The organism is Candidatus Sulfotelmatobacter sp. (assembly GCA_035498555.1).
GTDB lineage: Bacteria > Eisenbacteria > RBG-16-71-46 > RBG-16-71-46 > RBG-16-71-46 > DATKAB01.
The window spans coordinates 83405-100141 of sequence record DATKAB010000053.1 but is presented as its reverse complement, the minus strand read 5'-3'; the positions used below and the strand labels follow the sequence as shown (position 1 = coordinate 100141).

The following is a 16737-nucleotide window of genomic DNA, read 5'->3' as shown; positions in this document are numbered from 1 at the left end:
CTCAGTAGGAGCGCGCGAACAGCGCCCAGCTGCGGCCCGATGCCTGCTCGCGGAAGCGCGACTGATCGAGCGGCACGCAGCGCAACGTCGCCATGGTACGGGCCTTGACCTCGGCCTCGAACTTCGCGTCGCCCTCCCAGGGTGTGGCCACGAAGCCGCGCCGTTCGGCGAAATGCGCTTCGATCTCGCCGAGGTCCCTGGCGAACGCGGTGTTCTCCTCGCGGAACTTGAGCGCCGAATCGAACAGATCGCGCTGGACCTGGCCGAGCAACGCCGGCACGCGGACGCCGAGCTCGGCCAGCGGAATCGGCTGTTTGGCGCGAGTGTCGCGGCGCACGCTCATCACCGACTGCGCGCTCACGTCGCGAGGACCGACCTCGAGGCGCACCGGCACGCCGCGCAACTCGTACTCGTTGTACTTCCAGCCCGGCGAATACTGATCGCGGGCGTCGACGTGGAGGCGCACGCGATCCGCCAGCGCCGCCCGCACTCGGTCGAGGAACTCGAGCACCGCCGACTTCTCTTCCGGCTTCCGCCAGATCGGGATCACCACCGCCTGGATCGGCGCCACGCGGGGCGGCATCTTCAATCCCTGATCGTCCCCGTGGGTCATCACCACGCCGCCGATCATGCGAGTGGTCATGCCCCATGACGTCTGATGGACGTACTGGCGCTTGCCCTGCTCGTCCTGGAAGGTGATGTCGAACACTTTCGCGAAATGCTGCCCGAGATTGTGAGAAGTGCCGGCCTGCAGGGCCTTGCCGTCGCGCATCAGGGCCTCGACGGTGTAGGTCGCGTCGGCGCCGGCGAACTTCTCGGCGTCGCTCTTCTTCCCCGGCCAGACCGGGATGGCGAGTTCGTTCTCGACGAAATCGCGATACACCTCGAGCATGCGCAGCACTTCTTCCTGCGCTTCGGCTCCGCCGGCGTGGGCGGTATGACCCTCCTGCCACAGGAACTCGGCGGTGCGCAGGAACAGCCGCGTCACCTTTTCCCAGCGCATCACGTTGGCCCACTGGTTGATGAGCACCGGGAGGTCCCGATAGGACTCGATCCAGCGCGAGTAGAGATGGCCGATGATGGCCTCGCTGGTCGGGCGGATGCAGTAGCGCTCTTCGAGCTTGTCGTTGCCGCCGTGCGTGACCCACGCGACCTGGGGCGCGAACCCCTCGACGTGCTCAGCCTCCAGGGCCAGCAGGCTCTCCGGGATCAGCAGCGGAAAGTAGGCATTCTGATGGCCGGTGGCCTTGATGCGCCGGTCGAGTTGCTGCTGCATGTTCTCCCACAGTGCGTAGCCATAGGGCCGGATCACCATCGAGCCGCGCACCGGTGTGTAGTCGGCGAGCTGGGCCTTGCGCACCACCTCGTTGTACCAGCGCGAGAAATCGTCGGACTGGTCGGTCAGGTCCTCGACGAACTGCTTCTTGTCGTCGGTCTGGCTCACGGGCTCTCCGGGGCTGACGAAACGCCGGCACCTACGGCCGGCGAAACCGCGACACTCGACATCCGCGGTGGCGCGAAGGGCGCGCAGTATAGGCGGGGGCCACGACCCTCTCAAGCCGAGGCCGTGGCCTCCGACGCGGTCGCCCGTGAGGGGCGCGCGATCAGCGCGTGACCAGCAGTCGCTGAACGAGGGTCGCCGGGCCGGAGGAGAGCCGCGCGAAGTACAATCCCGCGGGCACGCGACGTCCGCTCGCGTCGCCGAGATCCCAGCGCAGATCGAACCGGCCCGGAGCGATGGCGAACTCGCGCAGCCGCCGTCCGCCCACATCGAAGAGCGCGAGCGAACCATTCGATGCCGCTTCCCCCGAGAGCCGCGCGTTCGCGAACGCCGGATTGGGCAGCGGGGCGTCGAGGCGCGTCGCCGGGGAACCGCCCCGCTCGACCGCGAGCGCCTCGTTCACCTGAACGGCGCCCTCGAGGCGGCTGCCGTCGAGTGCCGTGACCGTCAGGGCCTCGACGCCCGCGTGCGCCGGGGTCAGCTCGACCTGCGCCCGGCCCGTAATATCGGTCATCGACACCGCCAGCGCTTCGTCGCCGAATTCCACCGCCACACGCGCGCGGGCGAGCGGCGCGCCGGCTGCGGTGACGACCACCTCGAAGCCCGGGCTGCCGACCGAGACGGCCGAGGAGAAATCGGCTTCGAGTGCCAGCGGTTCGACCGGACGGATCTGCAGCCCCGGATCGCCGATCAGGTTGAGGGCCATCTCGGTGGTGCGATGGACGCCGTCGTAGGCCGAGTAGTCGATGAACGGCGCCTTGGCCGCCGCCAGCGCCTCCCCCTCGGGATCCGAGGCCGGCGGGTAGAGCGCGGCCGCGTAGCCCTGCTGATAGTTGAGGAGCGGCGTGAAGAACAACTCGGTCGATGCGGCCACGCAGGTCACCGCCCCGCCGCTCGCGCCTCGCACGAAGTGAGCGGCCAGGCAATCGCCCTCAAAGTTGCCGCACCACGCGCCGGTCATCCAGGCGTGTGTGGAACGGGCCGCGTCGCCCAGCGCATCGAGGTCCGCGGCGGTCACCGAATCATTGGCCGCCGTCATCACGAGGGGGCCGCCGAAGTTCACGTCGAGATAGAAATCCGTGCCGGCGCGAAGCTCGGAGAGCAGGGAGGCACGCGAAAGCGGCTGCGCGTCCGGCCAGCGCGGATCATTCCAGTTCTGGTAGAGGCGCGTCACGCCGGCGCCGGGCGTCCCCACGATCACGCTGCGCACGACCTCGGTGAAGTCCGCGCCGTCGAGGCTCAACGGATCGGTTCCGTTCCAGGGGTGAGGGAACAACGCGTCGGCGGCCAGCAACGCGGCATGCGGCGTCGGATCGAACGGCACGGCGCTGGCGGCGATCGTCTTGTTCACGAAGTCTCGCGCTTCGGCGACGCTCCTGACCGGCGCGCGCCCGATGTAGACTTGCACGCTGAGATCCACGCTGTCGCCCGGATCGGCGCTCGAGACGTAGCCCTCGCCGAAGACCCCGTTGCCGTTGGCGTCCCAGGTGCCGTGGAGCGATCCGAAGTAGAGATCGGTCACGAAGTCCAGGCCGCCGAAGAACGTGCTGTGCACGCGCCGCGCCGGCACCTCGGGCGGCAGACCGCCGAGCAACGCCCAGTGCGTGTTCCACTGCTGGCTCGCGTCCTGCAGGAACATCCGGACGCGTTCGGCGTCGTCTCGCCCGCCCGGATACTCGGTCACGATCGCCTCGAGGGTCTTGACCAGCGCCGGAACGCCGACGTGGGTCTTGAATTTCGCGAGACGCTGGAACTCGCTGGCGTAGGCCGAAGGAGTGATGATCACGTAGTCGGCGGGATGCCCGACCACCGGCCCGGGTGGAAGGGAGTTCGCGAAGGACGAATGCGCGACCCCCAGCGACGTGAGCGCGGCGAACGCGAAACTGGCAAGGCGGCGCGAGGCGACCATGGCGATACTCCCGGTAATCGGCGGTGAGGGGCGGGAAGCGCGTTGGAACCGGGTAGCCAGGTGAGATGGGGGTTCCTCGGGAGATCGCGAACCGCAGGCCCAAGTAGGCTAGGCCTGCCGGAGCGGGAGAGTCAATTGGAAACGGGCCCTCCGGCCCGAGCGGGCGCTCCCGCCAGCACGTCCTCGACCGCCGCCTCGACCTCCCCCGGCAGCAGCTTCTTCATACAGTGGAAGTGTCCGAGGGGGCAGCGCTCCCGGCCGTGGAGCGTGCACGGCTGGCATGGCTCGTTGCGGCACAGCACGATGTGCCCGCCGCCGGCGGGCGCGAACCCCAGCGCCGGCGAGGTGCTGCCGAACATCGCCACCACCCGCGCCCCGCGCGCGGCCGCCACGTGCATCAGGCCGGTGTCGCCGCACACCACCGCGTCGAGACGGCTCATGAGCGCCGCCTGGCGCTGGAGCTTCTCCGAGCACCAGCCCGCGCTCGACTGGCTCTCGATCGCGCTCAGCAGCCTCGGGAATTGTTCGCGCTCGCGCGGCAGCGAGAACGCCACCACCCGCCGGCCCCGTGCGAGCTGGAGCTCGAGCAGCGAGAGCCAGTGTTCTTCCGGCCAGCGTTTGGTGGCGTGCTGAGCGGCCGGACAAAAGCCGATGCGCGGTGCCGCTCCCCGGGCGGCACACCAGTCCGCCGCCCATCGCTCGACCTCGGGCCCGACCGTCAGCCGCGGCGCTTCCGCCGCCTCGATACCGAGTGGCGCGAGCGTTCGCGCGTAGCGCTCGACGACCGGATCGGCGGGCCGCGGCCCGGTCCAGCGCGCGTGCACCCAGCGCGAGCGGAGCAGGCGCTGGTTGCGCACCCGCAACACGGGCGCGCCCTGGCGGAAGGTGAGGACGCGGGTGCGCGAGCTGGCGTGGAGATCCACGATCAGATCGCAGGCCTCGAGCTCGGCGCTCATCGAGACCAGGTCCTCGAGGCGGCGCCCGTCGCGCTCGAGCATCCTCACGTGATCGATGGCCGGATCGGCACTCAGCGCCTCGGCGTACTCTTCCTTCACCCAGTAGTGAATTCGCGCGTCGGGGAATGCCGCGCGCAGCGCGTGCACCACCGGCAGAGTCAGCACCACGTCGCCGAGCGAGGAGAGCCGCAGGATTGCGATCTCGCGGAAGCCTCCCGCCGGTATCGCGAGCGGCTTCGGCGCCCGGCTCATCCCGTGAACTGAAGCTCGTAGAGCCGGCGGTAGGCGCCGCCCGCCAGCATCAGCTCGGCGTGGGTCCCGGTGGCCACGACCCGACCGTGCTCGAGCACCACGATGCGGTCGGCGTGCTGCACGGTGGAGAGCCGGTGCGCGATCACCACCACGGTGCGATCACGCATCAGGTGCTCGAGCGCGTCCTGCACCAGGCGTTCGCTTTCGGTGTCGAGCGCCGAGGTGGCCTCGTCGAGCAGCAGAATGGCGGGATTGCGCAGCAGCGCCCGGGCGATCGCGAGCCGCTGCCGCTCGCCGCCCGACAGCCGGGTGCCGCGCTCGCCGATCACGGTCTCGTAGCGCCTCGGCAACCGCATGATGAAATCGTGCGCGTGCGCGGCGCGCGCGGCCGCGATCACCGCGTCCGGGTCCACGCCGGTCAGGCCGTAAGCGATATTGTGAGAGACGGTGTCGTGGAACAGCAGGGTCTCCTGGGTGACGATGCCGAGCTGGGAGCGAAGCGAGGCGATGGTGCCGTCTCGAATGTCCACGCCGTCGAGGATGATGCGGCCCATGGTCGGCTCGCGGAATCGCGCCAGCAGATCGAGCGCCGTGCTCTTCCCCGCGCCGCTCGGGCCCACCAGCGCCAGCACCTCGCCCCGCCGAACCTCGAAACTCACGTTCTCGAGCACCGGCTTGTCGTGGTCGTAGGCGAAGCTCACCTGATCGAAGCGCAGGCCGTGCGCCAGTCTCGGCAGCGCGCGAGCGCCCGCGCGATCCACCTCGGTGGGCGGAGCGTCGAACAGCGCGAAGATCCGCTCGCCCGCGGAGATGCCCTGCTGAATGTTGGCGTTGACCTCGGACAGGCTCTTGATCGGCGAGATGGTGCTGAGCAGCGCGGTCACGAACAGGATGAACTGCTGAGGGGCGAGCGAATGGTTGACGAAGATTTGCTGACCCCCCACCCACAGCATGGCCACCGCCACGACCACGATCGCGTATTCGCTCACCGGTCGGGCCGCGGCCGAGACCCGGCGCAGCTTGACGACGGCGCGGTAGTAGCCGTCGTTGGCCTGATCGAACCGATTCCGTTCGTAACCTTCCATGCCGAAGCCCTTGACCACTCGCACGCCCGCCGCGGTCTCCTGCACGATGCTGCTGACTTCGGCGATGCGCTGCTGGGCGCGAGTTGAGCGCTGGCGCATCTTTCGCCCGATCGCCACCAGCGCCACCGCCGCCGGCGGCAGCACGACCATCGCCAGCAGCGCCAGACGCCACGACGCCAGGAACACCCAGGCCAGGCACCCGAGCAGGGTGAGCGAGTCCTTGACCAGGTTGCCGACTCCGGCCGCCAGCGAGGCGCGCGCGAATTCCAGGTCGTTGGTCATGCGCGAGAGCAGCGCGCCGCCGCGGGATTCCTGGAAGAACGAGAGCGGCAGCTGCATCAGGTGCGAGAACATGCCGCTGCGGAGATCGCGGATGGCCGCCTGTTCCACCGTCACCATCAGGTAGGCCTGCAGATAGTCGGCGAGATTCTTGAGCGCGAGCGCCACCAGGATCAGCACGCACACGCGCTCGAGGGCCACCAGCGGCCGCGCGTCGAGCAGAGCGCCCTGGGCCCAAGCGCGCAACGGCTCGGGCCATCCGGTGAGGCGGTCGGATTGCATCGCGAGGCCGGCGACTCCGGACACCTGCCCCATCACGCCGGTGCGCTCGAACAGGATGCGCATGAACGGCGCCACCATGCCCAGCGACACCGCCGACATCAGTGCGTAGAGCACCATGCACAGGAGCGCCAGCGCCAGCCGGGTCCGATAGGGCTTGAGATAGCCGAGCAGCCGAAGGTAGGTCTTCATCGGCGGCACCGTGCGACGGCGAGAGGGCGACTCGCGGCCGGACGTGGCCTCACGAGGACCCGGCGGGGAGCGTACCGCCTCCGCGCAGCGCCTCCATCAGGCGAAACCCGCGAAAGTCCTCGAGGGTGTCCTCCGGCCGGGCGCTGAGCTGCCCGCTCGCCACCAGCTGGAAGACCATCTCGCCGACATCCTCTCCGTGATGGACACCCCACTCGCTGAACACGGTCGGGGCGAGCTCGCCGAATTCGTTGCGCGCGAGCCGCACCATTCCCTCCAGCAGCTCGCCGCCGCTCAGGTGCCGCCGCGCCGGATCCAGCTTCCGCTCCTCGGGAAGCCCGTGCACGGTGATGCCGAGCGCCGCCATCAGGAAGCCGTAGGCCTCGCGGCGATACCGCCCGTCGGCCTCGCGGATCTCGTCCACCACTTCCCAGAAGGCGATTTCCTGAGCCATGGTCTCCTCGAGTCGCGGTCTGCTCCGACTATAGGTCGCGGGCGCGAAGCGTGGCAAGACGCGCCCGCAGCTCGCCGTTCGATCCCCGTGACAGAACGATGCTGCGACCCGCCCACGACCGCCGCGAGCCGGGATGATCGAGCGTCTCGTGAAGCCCGCGGCTCTCCGAGCGCCGCCGCGCGGCCTCCACGATCAGTCGTCCCACCTGGGTGATGTTGCGCAGCTCGATCAGGTCGGGGCCGAGGAGCAGCCGGTCGTAATCCCGTTCGATCTCTTCACCGAGCAGGTCGAGCAAACGCCGCGCGGCCGACAGACGCTGATCCGAGCGCACGATGCCCACCAGATCCCACATCGCGCGACGCACCGCATCCCAGTCGTGATCGAAGACCACGGCTTCGAGCGCCGGGCGAGTGCCGCGAGTGCGCCAGGCTTCCGCGCGCGGCGCGCGCGAAGTCTCGGCGAGGCGCCGCGCGACCTCTCCGGCCGCTTCGCGGGCGCTCACCAGCGCTTCGAGCAGCGAGTTGCTGGCGAGACGATTCGCGCCATGGAGTCCGGTGCGCGCCACCTCGCCGAGCGCCAGCAAGCCGCGCATCGAGGTGCGGCCCGTGAGCTCCGCGACCACGCCCCCGCACATGTAGTGAGCCGCCGGTACCACCGGGATCGGGTCGCGCGTCAGGTCGAATCCGAGCGCCCGGAGCCGCGCGTCGATGTTCGGGAATCGCCGGCGGATCAGCGCCGCCGGACGATGACTGATGTCGAGGAAGACGTGGGGCTCGCCACGCCGCTTCATCTCGCGATCGATGGCGCGCGCCACGACATCGCGCGGCGCCAGCTCCGCCTGGCGGTGATAGCGCTTCATGAAACGCTCGCCGCCAAGCGTGCGCAGCACCGCGCCCTCGCCGCGCAGCGCTTCACTCAACAGGAACGAGCGCTCGCGCGGGTGGTACAGGCAGGTGGGATGGAACTGGACGAACTCGACGTCGGCGATCGGAAGGCCGGCGCGGAACGCCATCGCCAGTCCATCGCCGGTCGCCACGTCGGGATTGGTGGTGTAGAGGTAGACCTTGCCGCAGCCGCCGGTCGCGAGCGCCGTCACCCGCGCGGTCATCGGGCGGATGCGCGAGGTGGTGCGGTCCATCACGTAGGCGCCCCAGCAGGTGTCGCCATCCCGAGCCGCCCGCCGGCCGCGCAAGCGCGACTCGAGGATCAGATCCACCGCCAGCTGATCCTCGAGCAGCTCGATGCGCGGATGGCTCTGCACCCGGTCGAGTAGCACGCGCTCGATCGCCGCACCGGTGAAATCGCTGGCATGGACGATTCGACGGTGAGAATGCCCGCCTTCGCGTCCGAGCGCGAAGCCATGGCGGGCGCGGTTGAACGGCACGCCCAGATCGGCGAGCTCGTCCACGCAGGCGGGCGCCTGTTCGACCACCCGCCGCACCACGCGCGGGTCGCTCAGCGAGCCGCCGCAGCGCAGGGTGTCGCGAATGTGGTCGGCGAACGTGTCGCCGGTCTCGAACACCGCCGCGATCCCGCCCTGCGCCCAGTTGGTGCTCGATTCCTCGGCGCGCCGCTTCGAGACCACCCGCACGTCGCCGAAGCGAGCGGACTTGAGAGCGAGCATCAGACCTGCGATGCCGCTGCCGATGATCAGAACGTCGGGGTCGCTCACCGGTCCTCTCCGGCCGCGCTTCGCTCGAGCTCCGCGCCGCCCCAGACCCACTCCCACGCCACTTCCAGCACCAGCGGCGGCGGCCCGGCTGCCTCGGGCCAGCGCACCGCGTCCTTGGCGGTCAGCAGCACGCGACTCGCGCTTCGATCCGCGGCCTGCTGCTCGCGCCGAGCCTCGTCGGCCGAGAACCAGTGGTGATCGCGATAGCGTGAGGCGCTGACCACCTCGAGTCCCGCCTCGCGCGCCGTCCGTTCGACCGACCCGGGATTGCCGGTCGCGGTCACCACCCGCACCCGCGCGCCTCCCGAAAGCCAGGAGCCGCGCGCTTCGCGCACGCCGCACACCGCGTGCCGACCGGCCGCGAAACGCGCGCCGGGCGCCCGCCGGCGGAGCCATGCGAACCGCGGCCCCGGATCCTCCCCGGCGTCGAGGCGCGACAGGACCACCCACTGCGCCCGCTGCAGCGCACGCCATGGCTCGCGCAACCGGCCGCCCGGAAACAGCGCCTCCCGCTCCAGCGCCGTGCGCCCATCCACCAGCACGATGTCGAGATCGCGCTCGAGCGGCCAGTGCGAGAAACCGTCATCCACCAGCACCAGATCGCATCCTTCGTCGACTGCCCGGCGTGCCAGCTCGAGCTTGCTCCGTCCGGCCAGCACCGGAATCCCCGGCAGGCTCTCGCGCAGCAGGCGCTCTTCGTCGCCTTCGCCGGCCGGCCCGGGATGATAGCGCCGGCACACCACCGCCACCCTGCGCCCGCGCTCGCGCAACACCCCGGCCAGGTGTCGGGTGAGCGTGGTCTTGCCGGTGCCGCCCAGGGTGAGATTGCCGACGCTCACCACGCGCGCGCCGACCCGCTCGGGCCTTCGCCAGCCGCGCGCATACGCCGAGCGACGGAGCTCCCAGCCCCACTCCACGACGCGCGCCACCGCCCCGGCCATGCTCATCTTCCGGCCCACAGCCGCCAGGCGGCGAGCTGCGCGACGGTGCGTCGCGCGACCCCGCGCAGCGGATCGATCGCGGCGCGCGCCGCCTCACCCTGCTCGCGCAGCCGGCGCTCGTCACCCAACCAATCGAGCAGCGCCGAATCGATGGGCTCGCCGGGCTCCAGGACTCGAATCGCGGAGCGTTTCTCCAGCGCCACCACTCCGGAGCGTTGCGAATCGTGGTGCGGCCCCATCATCACCGCCGCGCCGCACGCCGCAGGCTCGAGCGGATTGTGCCCGCCGTACGCGATCAGGCTCCCGCCCACGAACGCCGCGTCCGCGACCGCATAGTAGCGCGTCAGCACGCCGAGCCGATCCTCCCAGCGCCATGCGCCGAGAGCGTCTCCACTCCCACCCGCGGCGCTCGCCTGGCGCGCCTCCTCCTTGAGGTCGGCGACCGCGCGCGGATGGCGCGGCACCGCCACCACCTGCCAGCGGCGCCGTAGCGCCACCGGCAGTCGGCCCCAGGCGCGCGCCAGCTTCCGTACCTCGCCGGGGCGCACGTTGCCGAGGATCAGCAGCGGCCGCTCCAGCTCGAGCCCGAGCTCGCCGCGAGCCGCGCCGCGATCGGAGGCCGGCCACGGCAGAGCGTCGTTCTTGAGATTGCCGGCCACGCAGGTTCGGTCGCGGGGAGCGCCGAGCCTGAGCCAGCGCTGGGCATCCGCGTCGCTCTGGGCGAGCACGCCCGAAACTCCTGACACCAGCGCGCGGAAGTCCTCGCCGAGCCGACGGTACTCGCGCACCGAACCGGCCGAGAGCCGCGCGCTCAACGCCACCACCGGGATGCTCTCGGCGCGCGCCTGCAGCAGCCAGTGCGGCCACAGCTCGGTCTCGATGAGGAACAGGCGCCGGGGTCGGACCGACGCGAAGAAGCGCGCGACAATTTGCGGCGCGTCGAGCGGCGCGAGGCTCACCGGCTCCCCGAGCGCTTCGAGCCGGCTGCGGCCGGAGCGCGTCGAGGCCGTGAGCCAGAAGCGCGCGGCGGGCTCGAGCGCGCGCAGCTCTCCAATCAGCGGACCCACCGCCAGCGCCTCGCCCAGCGACGAGGCATGGATCCAGGCGTCGCAGACTCCGGCTGAGCTCACCTCTCCCAGCCGTTCGCGCCACAGCGAGCGCTCGGCCTGCGGCGTGAACCACCGCACGCCGGGAGCGAGAGCCCCGAGCCACGGCGCCACCACGCGATAGGCCGCCCAGGCCACGCTCATGCCGGGTTCCCGGCGCGCTCGTCCGCCACGCGGGTCGCGGCGGTGATCCGCCGCTCGATCTCCGCCCGCCAGCTCTCCAATGCGTCGCGGTCGAGCCCGGGCGGGACCTGGATCGCCGTCCCGTACGCAACGACCAGTCGCGAGAACGGCTTCGGTACGCGAAATCCGTCCCACGATCGCAATCGCCACTCGGATCGCGCGGCGGCCGCGACCGGCAGGATCGGCACTCCGGTGCGACTGGCCAGATAGGCCAGGCCCGGCTTCACGCGCTCGGCCGGGCCGCGCGGGCCATCCGGAGTGAACGCCAGCGAGCGGCCGCGTTCCGTCCAGCCGATCATCTCGAGAAGCCCCTCCTCGCCGCCCCGCGTGCTCGAGCCGCGGGCGGTCTCGTATCCCAGTCGCTCGACCACTCGCGTCACCAGCTCGCCGTCACGATGCCGGCTGATCAGCGCGGCGATTCCTCGATCGCGATGGAAGTAGGTGAGAGGCAGCAGGCGCGAGTGCCAGAGCGCGAAGATACAGTGAGCGCCGCCGCTCGACCGAGCGTCGTGCTCGGCCTGGCCGACGCGCTCGACCCGCCACGTCGAACCCAGGGTACGGAGCAGTGCCGCACCCAGCCACGCCGCGGGAGCCGTCCACCACGGGTACGCGTCCTCGCGCCGGCTGGCCGACTCGCTCATGCGAGCATCTCCGCCAGCCAGTCGGCGGCGCGCGCCGAAGCGCCCGGACCGCCGAGCTTTTCGCGCACGCGGCGCAGACGTTCGCTCGCCCGCGCGCGCTGCGCGTCGTCGTCGAGCCACGGCGCCAGCAGCTCGGCCAGTTTCGTGGCGGTGAGGTCGCGCTGGAGCAGCTCGGGAGCCACCTCTTCACCGGCGACGATGTTGGGCAACCCGATGCGCGGCAGGCGCACCAGCCGGCGACCCAGCTCCCAGTTGAGCCAGCCGGTGCGGTAGATCACCACCAGCGGAGTGGCGAACAGCGCGGTTTCGAGCGTGGCGGTTCCCGACGCCACCGCGCAGGCGCGGGCGAACGCCTGGGTGGCGCGGGTGCGCCCGCGCACCACCGTCACGCCATCCTCGCGCGAGACCTGCGGCGCGGCGCCACTCGAGCGCGGCGGCAATGCCATCACCGCGGCGAGGCTCGGGCGATCCGCGCGCAGGCGGGCCGCCGCTTCGAGCAGCGGGCCACGGTGCCGCTCGATCTCCTGCGGTCGGCTGCCGGGCAACAGGCCCAGCACCGGCGCATCCCTGGCGAGCCCCAGCTCGGCTCGCCAGGCGCTCTCCTCGACCTCGGGCCGGAAGTCGTCGAGCAGCGGATGGCCGACCCATCGGGTGGTGACGCCGGCGTCGTGGAACAGCGGCTCCTCGAACGGGAATACCACCGCCAGGCGATCCACCCAGCCCGCCATCTGGCGGGCGCGTTCCGCGTGCCAGGCCCACACCTGCGGCGCGATGTAGTAGAAGACCTTGATGCCGCGCGCATGCAGCCCGGGCCCCAGACGGAAGTTGAAACCCGGCGAATCCACCAGCAGCGCGGCGTCCGGAGGGTTCTCGCGCACTTCGCGATTCAGAGTCCGGAACACTCCGCGTATCGCCGGGAGCCGCCTGAGCACGCCGGTGAAGCCGATCACCGCCAGGCGATCCATGGGCGCGAGGCGCTTCGCCCCGGCGGCCTCGAGCGCCGGACCCGTGACCCCGCGCGCGTCCACCTCGATCCGCGCGCGCAATGCCGTGAGCAGCCGGGCGGCGTGGAGATCGCCCGACGCTTCACCGGCGACGATCAGGAGACGGCGCTGGAGTGAGTCGCCCACTGCCGGGTTCGGGCCTTCATCGCGGCGCGCACCTCGGCCGCCACCGCGAGGGCCTCGCGCCCCGCCTCCGCAGACGCCGCACCCGTCCCCTCGCCGCGCAGCGAGCGCAGGAACGCGGTCAGCTCGAGCGTCAGGGGCTCGCCGGCATCCACCGGCAGCCGCCGGCGGGTGATCGCGCCCATGGCCGCGGCCAGGCCGAACGGCGCGGCGCGGCGCAACTGTTCGACATCCACGTGCAGCAGATCGCAGGTCTTCTCGAACAGGTCGATGGCGACGTAGGCGTCGTCCTGGAAGAACCGGATCCGGCGAAGACGTTCCTGCGACACCCGGCTCGCCGTCAGATTTGCGACCGCGCCGCTCTCGAACTCGAGCCGCGCGTTGGCGATGTCCTCGTTCTCGGACAGCACCGCCACGCCGACCGCCGAAATCTGCGCGGGCGACTCGCCGACGCGCGCGAGCACGAGGTCGATGTCGTGGATCATGAGATCGAACACCACGTCGATGTCGAGCGAGCGCGGCTGGAACAACGCGAGGCGGTGCGCCTCGACAAAGCGCGCCGACTTGAGGTGCGCGGCAGCGGCCACGAACGCCGGATTGAACCGCTCGACCTGGCCGATCTGGAGCTTCACACCCGCCTGCTGGGCCGCGGCGCGCATCGCATCGGCCTCTTCGACCGTGACCGCCATCGGCTTCTCCACCAGCGCGTGACGACCCGCCTTGGCCACGCGCTCGAACATCGCGCGGTGCGCGACCGTGGGCACCGCGACCGAAACCGCTTCGACCTCCGCCAGCAGCTCGTCGAGCGAGTCGAAAACCGCGCATCCGTGTTGCTGCGCCACCGAGCGCGAGCGCTCGGCATTCTCGTCGAACACCCCGACCAGCGTGGCCTCGGGGATCGCCTGATAGACGCGCGCGTGCTTCTCGCCCCAGGTGCCGACTCCCGCCACACCGACCCGAACCGGCTTCATCGCGTCAGCCCCCGCGTCGACGTCTCGGCAAAGCGTGCGAGGTGTTCCACCTCGGGATGGGCGGCGTAGCGATCGCGCAGAGCGGATACCGCCTCGCCGAGGTTCAGCCCTTCGCGAAACAACACCCGATACGCGCCGTTCAGGGCGTCCACCGTCTCCTTCCCGAACCCGCGGCGCTCGAGCCCGATCACGTTGATCCCGGCGAGACGCGGGGGGCTGCCGGCCAGCGTGATGTAGGGTGCCACGTCCTGCGGAATCCGCGAGCCGCCTCCGATCATCGCGTGGCAACCAATCCGAACGAACTGGTGAATCAGCGAACCGCCGCCGACGATCGCCCAGTCCTCGACCGTGACGTAGCCGGCGAACTGTACCGAGTTCGCCACCACCACATGACTGCCGAGCTGGCAATCGTGCGCGACATGCGAGTAGGCCATCAACAGGCACTCGCTGCCGATGCGCGTCGTCGCGCCCGGCTCGGTGGCCAAATTCGCGGTGACGAACTCGCGAACCTCGGTGCGATCACCGATCTCGAGGTACGACTCCTCGCCCGGATACTTGAGATCCTGGGGCGGGCTGCCGACCACCGCGCCATGATGGAGCTTGCAATCGCTGCCGATTCGGGCCCAGCCGGTGATCAGCGCGCACGAGCCGATCCGGGTGCGATCCCCGATCCGCGCATGGGGCCCGACCACCGTACCCGGGCCGACCTCGACGTCGGTTCCAAGCTGCGCGCCGGGATCCACCAGCGCGGCGGGATGAATGCGGGTGCTCACGTCCGGCGCCGATCCACGACCATCGCCAGCAGCTCGGCCTCGGCGACCAGCTGGTCGCCGACGAAGGCCTCGCCGCGCATTTTCGAGGTGCCCTTGCGCAACTTGAGCAGCGACAGATGGAAGCGAATCTGATCCCCAGGCGTGACCGGGCGGCGGAATTTCGCCGCGTCGATGCCCATGAAGTACATCAACTTGTCGTGCGGATCGTCGATCGAGTTGAGCAGCAGCAGTCCGCCCACCTGCGCCATCGCCTCGATGATCAGCACCGCCGGCATGATCGGGTGGCCCGGGAAGTGTCCCTGGAAGAAGGGCTCGTTGATGGTGACGTTCTTGATGCCTTCGATCCACTTCCCCTCCTCCAAGCCGGTGACGCGATCCACCAGCAGGAAGGGATACCGATGCGGAAGGATGTCCATCACCGCGGTGACGTCCCACTCGTCGGCCGGACTTCCCGGCCGGCGCCCGGGCAGCGGCAGGGTCTCCTTCAGGTGCTTGACGAACGCCACGTGGCTCTGGTGGCCAGCCTTGACCGCGGTCACGTGACCGAGCAGCGGTCCGCCGAGCAGCGACAGATCGCCGAGCAGATCCAGCACCTTGTGGCGCGCGAACTCGTCCGGATAGCGGAGCGGCTCGGGATTGCGCAGGCCGTTCTCCCCCACCACCACCGCGCTCTCGATGCGTCCGCCCTTGATCCAGCCAGCGGTGCGCAGAGCTTCGACGTCGCGCTCGAGCACGAAGGTGCGCGCCGGGGCGATCTCGCGCATGAAGGTCTCGTCGTCGATGTCGAAGGTCACGGTTTGCCGCCCGATCATCGGGTGGTCGTAGTCGATCTGGAAGGTAATGCGAAAGCCCTGAAATGGAACCGCCGACAGCGAGACCCCGTTCTCCGACCACACCACCGGCCGCGTCACCTTGAGGTGGCGGCGGGCCCGATCCTGCTCGACGAAGCCGGCGGATTGGAGAATGCGGGCGATCGGCGCGGCACTGCCGTCGGCCGGCTCGGGGATCTCCATGGTCGAGGTCTCGATCATCAGGTTGTCGATGCCGAGCCCGGCCACCGCCGCGAGCAGATGCTCCATGGTGTGGATCTGGACGCCGTTCTCCTGCAGGATGGTGCGGCGTCCGGCGCTGGGATCGAAGGCGGCGTTCTCGGGCCGCACCGTGACGGTGGGGCGGCCGGCCAGATCGGTGCGGACGAATCGAATTCCCGAGCCGACCACGGCGGGCTTGAAGGTCACCCGGCCCTTCTCGCCGGTGTGGAGCCCGACCCCCTCGAACGAGGCCTCGCGCTGGATGGTTCGCTGCGGCCGAGCGATCATCTCACTTCCTCGCGCTGAGCCTCCCGCTCGAGCTTCTCGATGCGCTCCTCGATGGTCTTGGTGCGCTGGAACAACTGCGGCAGCCGCTGCAGATAGGCGTTGAGCCGCTTGAACGCCGAAAGCGGCGCCGCCGGATAACCGAACACCGTGGCGTTGGCCGGCACCGATTTCGATACCCCGCTCTGCGCGCCGACCTGGGAGCCGCGTCCCAGGCGGATGTGCCCCACCAGCCCGGCCTGGCCGCCCACGGTGACGTAGTCCTCGAGCTCGGTGCTTCCCGAGATCCCCACCTGCGCCACGATGATGCAGTGCTTGCCGATCACCACGTTGTGGCCGATCTGGACCAGATTGTCGATCTTGGTGCCGTCGCCGATCCGGGTGCTCTCGGTGGTGGCGCGATCGATGGTGGTGTTGGCCCCGATCTCGACGTCGTCACCGATCTCGACGTTTCCGACCTGCGGGACCTTGTGATACTTCCCGGCGTCGAAGGCAAAGCCGAAGCCGTCGGCGCCGATCACTGCGCCGCTGTGGATGATGCACCGCTCCCCCACCACGCACTCTTCCCGCAGCGTGACGCGCGGGTAGAACACCGTTCCGGCGCCGACGCGGGACGCGACTCCCACGTAGCTGCCGGCCATGATCACGGCGCGCTCGCCAATCTGCGCATCCCGTTCGATCACGCAGTTCGGTCCGATCGAAACCTCGACGCCCAGTCGCGCCGAGGGGTCCACCACCGCGGAGGGGTGGATGCCGGCGGGCTGCCGAAAGGCATCGGGCCGGAAGATGCGCACCACCTTCTGGAACGCGAGATAGGGATTGTCGACGTGCAGCAGCGGCAGCAGAGAGGTGCGTGCGTCGCGCGAACAGATCACCGCCGAGGCGCGGGTCTCGGAGAGATAGGTGTCGTAACGCGAGTTGGCGAGGAAGGTGACGTCGCCGGGCTGAGCCTCGCGAATCCCGGCCACGCCGCGAATGACGGTCGAGCCGTCCCCCGCGACTTCGCCCCCGAGTTCGGCAGCCAGTTCGGCCAGCGTGCGCGTGATCATGCCTGCGACCCTCCCTGGAGGTTCACCGCATGCCGGCGGCGCGGGGCTCGCCCG

General features: G+C 70.3%; 14 protein-coding genes. All 14 read right to left on the bottom strand.

Annotation, left to right across the window (positions count from 1 at the left end; all coding sequences use genetic code 11):
- Position 1: 1 nt before the first annotated feature.
- Entirely contained in the window at positions 2-1444 is a 1443-nt protein-coding gene (proS, locus tag VMJ70_04955; GenBank protein ID HTO90459.1) for a proline--tRNA ligase, read from the bottom strand.
- A gap of 160 nt (positions 1445-1604) precedes the next feature.
- Positions 1605-3410 (bottom strand): C25 family cysteine peptidase, encoded by a 1806-nt coding sequence (locus VMJ70_04950; protein HTO90458.1) that lies wholly within the window; start codon positions 3408-3410, stop codon positions 1605-1607.
- A 131-nt stretch (positions 3411-3541) separates the two neighbouring features.
- A complete protein-coding gene (locus tag VMJ70_04945) occupies positions 3542-4618 on the bottom strand; it encodes a glycosyltransferase family 9 protein (protein ID HTO90457.1) in 1077 nt (358 codons plus the stop codon).
- Positions 4615-6453: an ABC transporter ATP-binding protein gene (locus tag VMJ70_04940; GenBank protein ID HTO90456.1), complete on the bottom strand. Its 1839-nt coding sequence runs from the start codon at positions 6451-6453 to the stop codon at positions 4615-4617. The genes VMJ70_04945 and VMJ70_04940 overlap by 4 nt, the downstream gene beginning before the upstream one ends.
- 49 nt (positions 6454-6502) lie before the next feature.
- Entirely contained in the window at positions 6503-6904 is a 402-nt protein-coding gene (locus VMJ70_04935) for a Minf_1886 family protein (protein HTO90455.1), read from the bottom strand.
- Between the two features lie 28 nt (positions 6905-6932).
- Positions 6933-8576 (bottom strand): L-aspartate oxidase, encoded by a 1644-nt coding sequence (gene nadB, locus VMJ70_04930; protein ID HTO90454.1) that lies wholly within the window; start codon positions 8574-8576, stop codon positions 6933-6935.
- Positions 8573-9517 (bottom strand): tetraacyldisaccharide 4'-kinase, encoded by a 945-nt coding sequence (gene lpxK / locus VMJ70_04925; protein HTO90453.1) that lies wholly within the window; start codon positions 9515-9517, stop codon positions 8573-8575. Before lpxK ends, nadB begins: the two co-directional genes overlap by 4 nt.
- A 2-nt stretch (positions 9518-9519) precedes the next feature.
- On the bottom strand, positions 9520-10767 hold the full coding sequence (locus VMJ70_04920; GenBank protein HTO90452.1) for a glycosyltransferase N-terminal domain-containing protein: 1248 nt from the start codon (positions 10765-10767) through the stop codon (positions 9520-9522).
- Positions 10764-11447: a lysophospholipid acyltransferase family protein gene (locus VMJ70_04915; protein ID HTO90451.1), complete on the bottom strand. Its 684-nt coding sequence runs from the start codon at positions 11445-11447 to the stop codon at positions 10764-10766. Before VMJ70_04915 ends, VMJ70_04920 begins: the two co-directional genes overlap by 4 nt.
- Entirely contained in the window at positions 11444-12577 is a 1134-nt protein-coding gene (lpxB, locus tag VMJ70_04910) for a lipid-A-disaccharide synthase (protein ID HTO90450.1), read from the bottom strand. The genes VMJ70_04915 and lpxB overlap by 4 nt, the downstream gene beginning before the upstream one ends.
- Complete coding sequence (locus tag VMJ70_04905) at positions 12547-13545, bottom strand: Gfo/Idh/MocA family oxidoreductase (GenBank protein HTO90449.1); 999 nt, start codon at positions 13543-13545, stop codon at positions 12547-12549. The genes lpxB and VMJ70_04905 overlap by 31 nt, the downstream gene beginning before the upstream one ends.
- Positions 13542-14318: an acyl-ACP--UDP-N-acetylglucosamine O-acyltransferase gene (lpxA, locus tag VMJ70_04900; GenBank protein HTO90448.1), complete on the bottom strand. Its 777-nt coding sequence runs from the start codon at positions 14316-14318 to the stop codon at positions 13542-13544. Before lpxA ends, VMJ70_04905 begins: the two co-directional genes overlap by 4 nt.
- A complete protein-coding gene (locus tag VMJ70_04895) occupies positions 14315-15637 on the bottom strand; it encodes a bifunctional UDP-3-O-[3-hydroxymyristoyl] N-acetylglucosamine deacetylase/3-hydroxyacyl-ACP dehydratase (GenBank protein HTO90447.1) in 1323 nt (440 codons plus the stop codon). The genes lpxA and VMJ70_04895 overlap by 4 nt, the downstream gene beginning before the upstream one ends.
- Positions 15634-16683: a UDP-3-O-(3-hydroxymyristoyl)glucosamine N-acyltransferase gene (gene lpxD / locus VMJ70_04890; protein HTO90446.1), complete on the bottom strand. Its 1050-nt coding sequence runs from the start codon at positions 16681-16683 to the stop codon at positions 15634-15636. Before lpxD ends, VMJ70_04895 begins: the two co-directional genes overlap by 4 nt.
- Between the last annotated feature and the right edge of the window lie 54 nt (positions 16684-16737).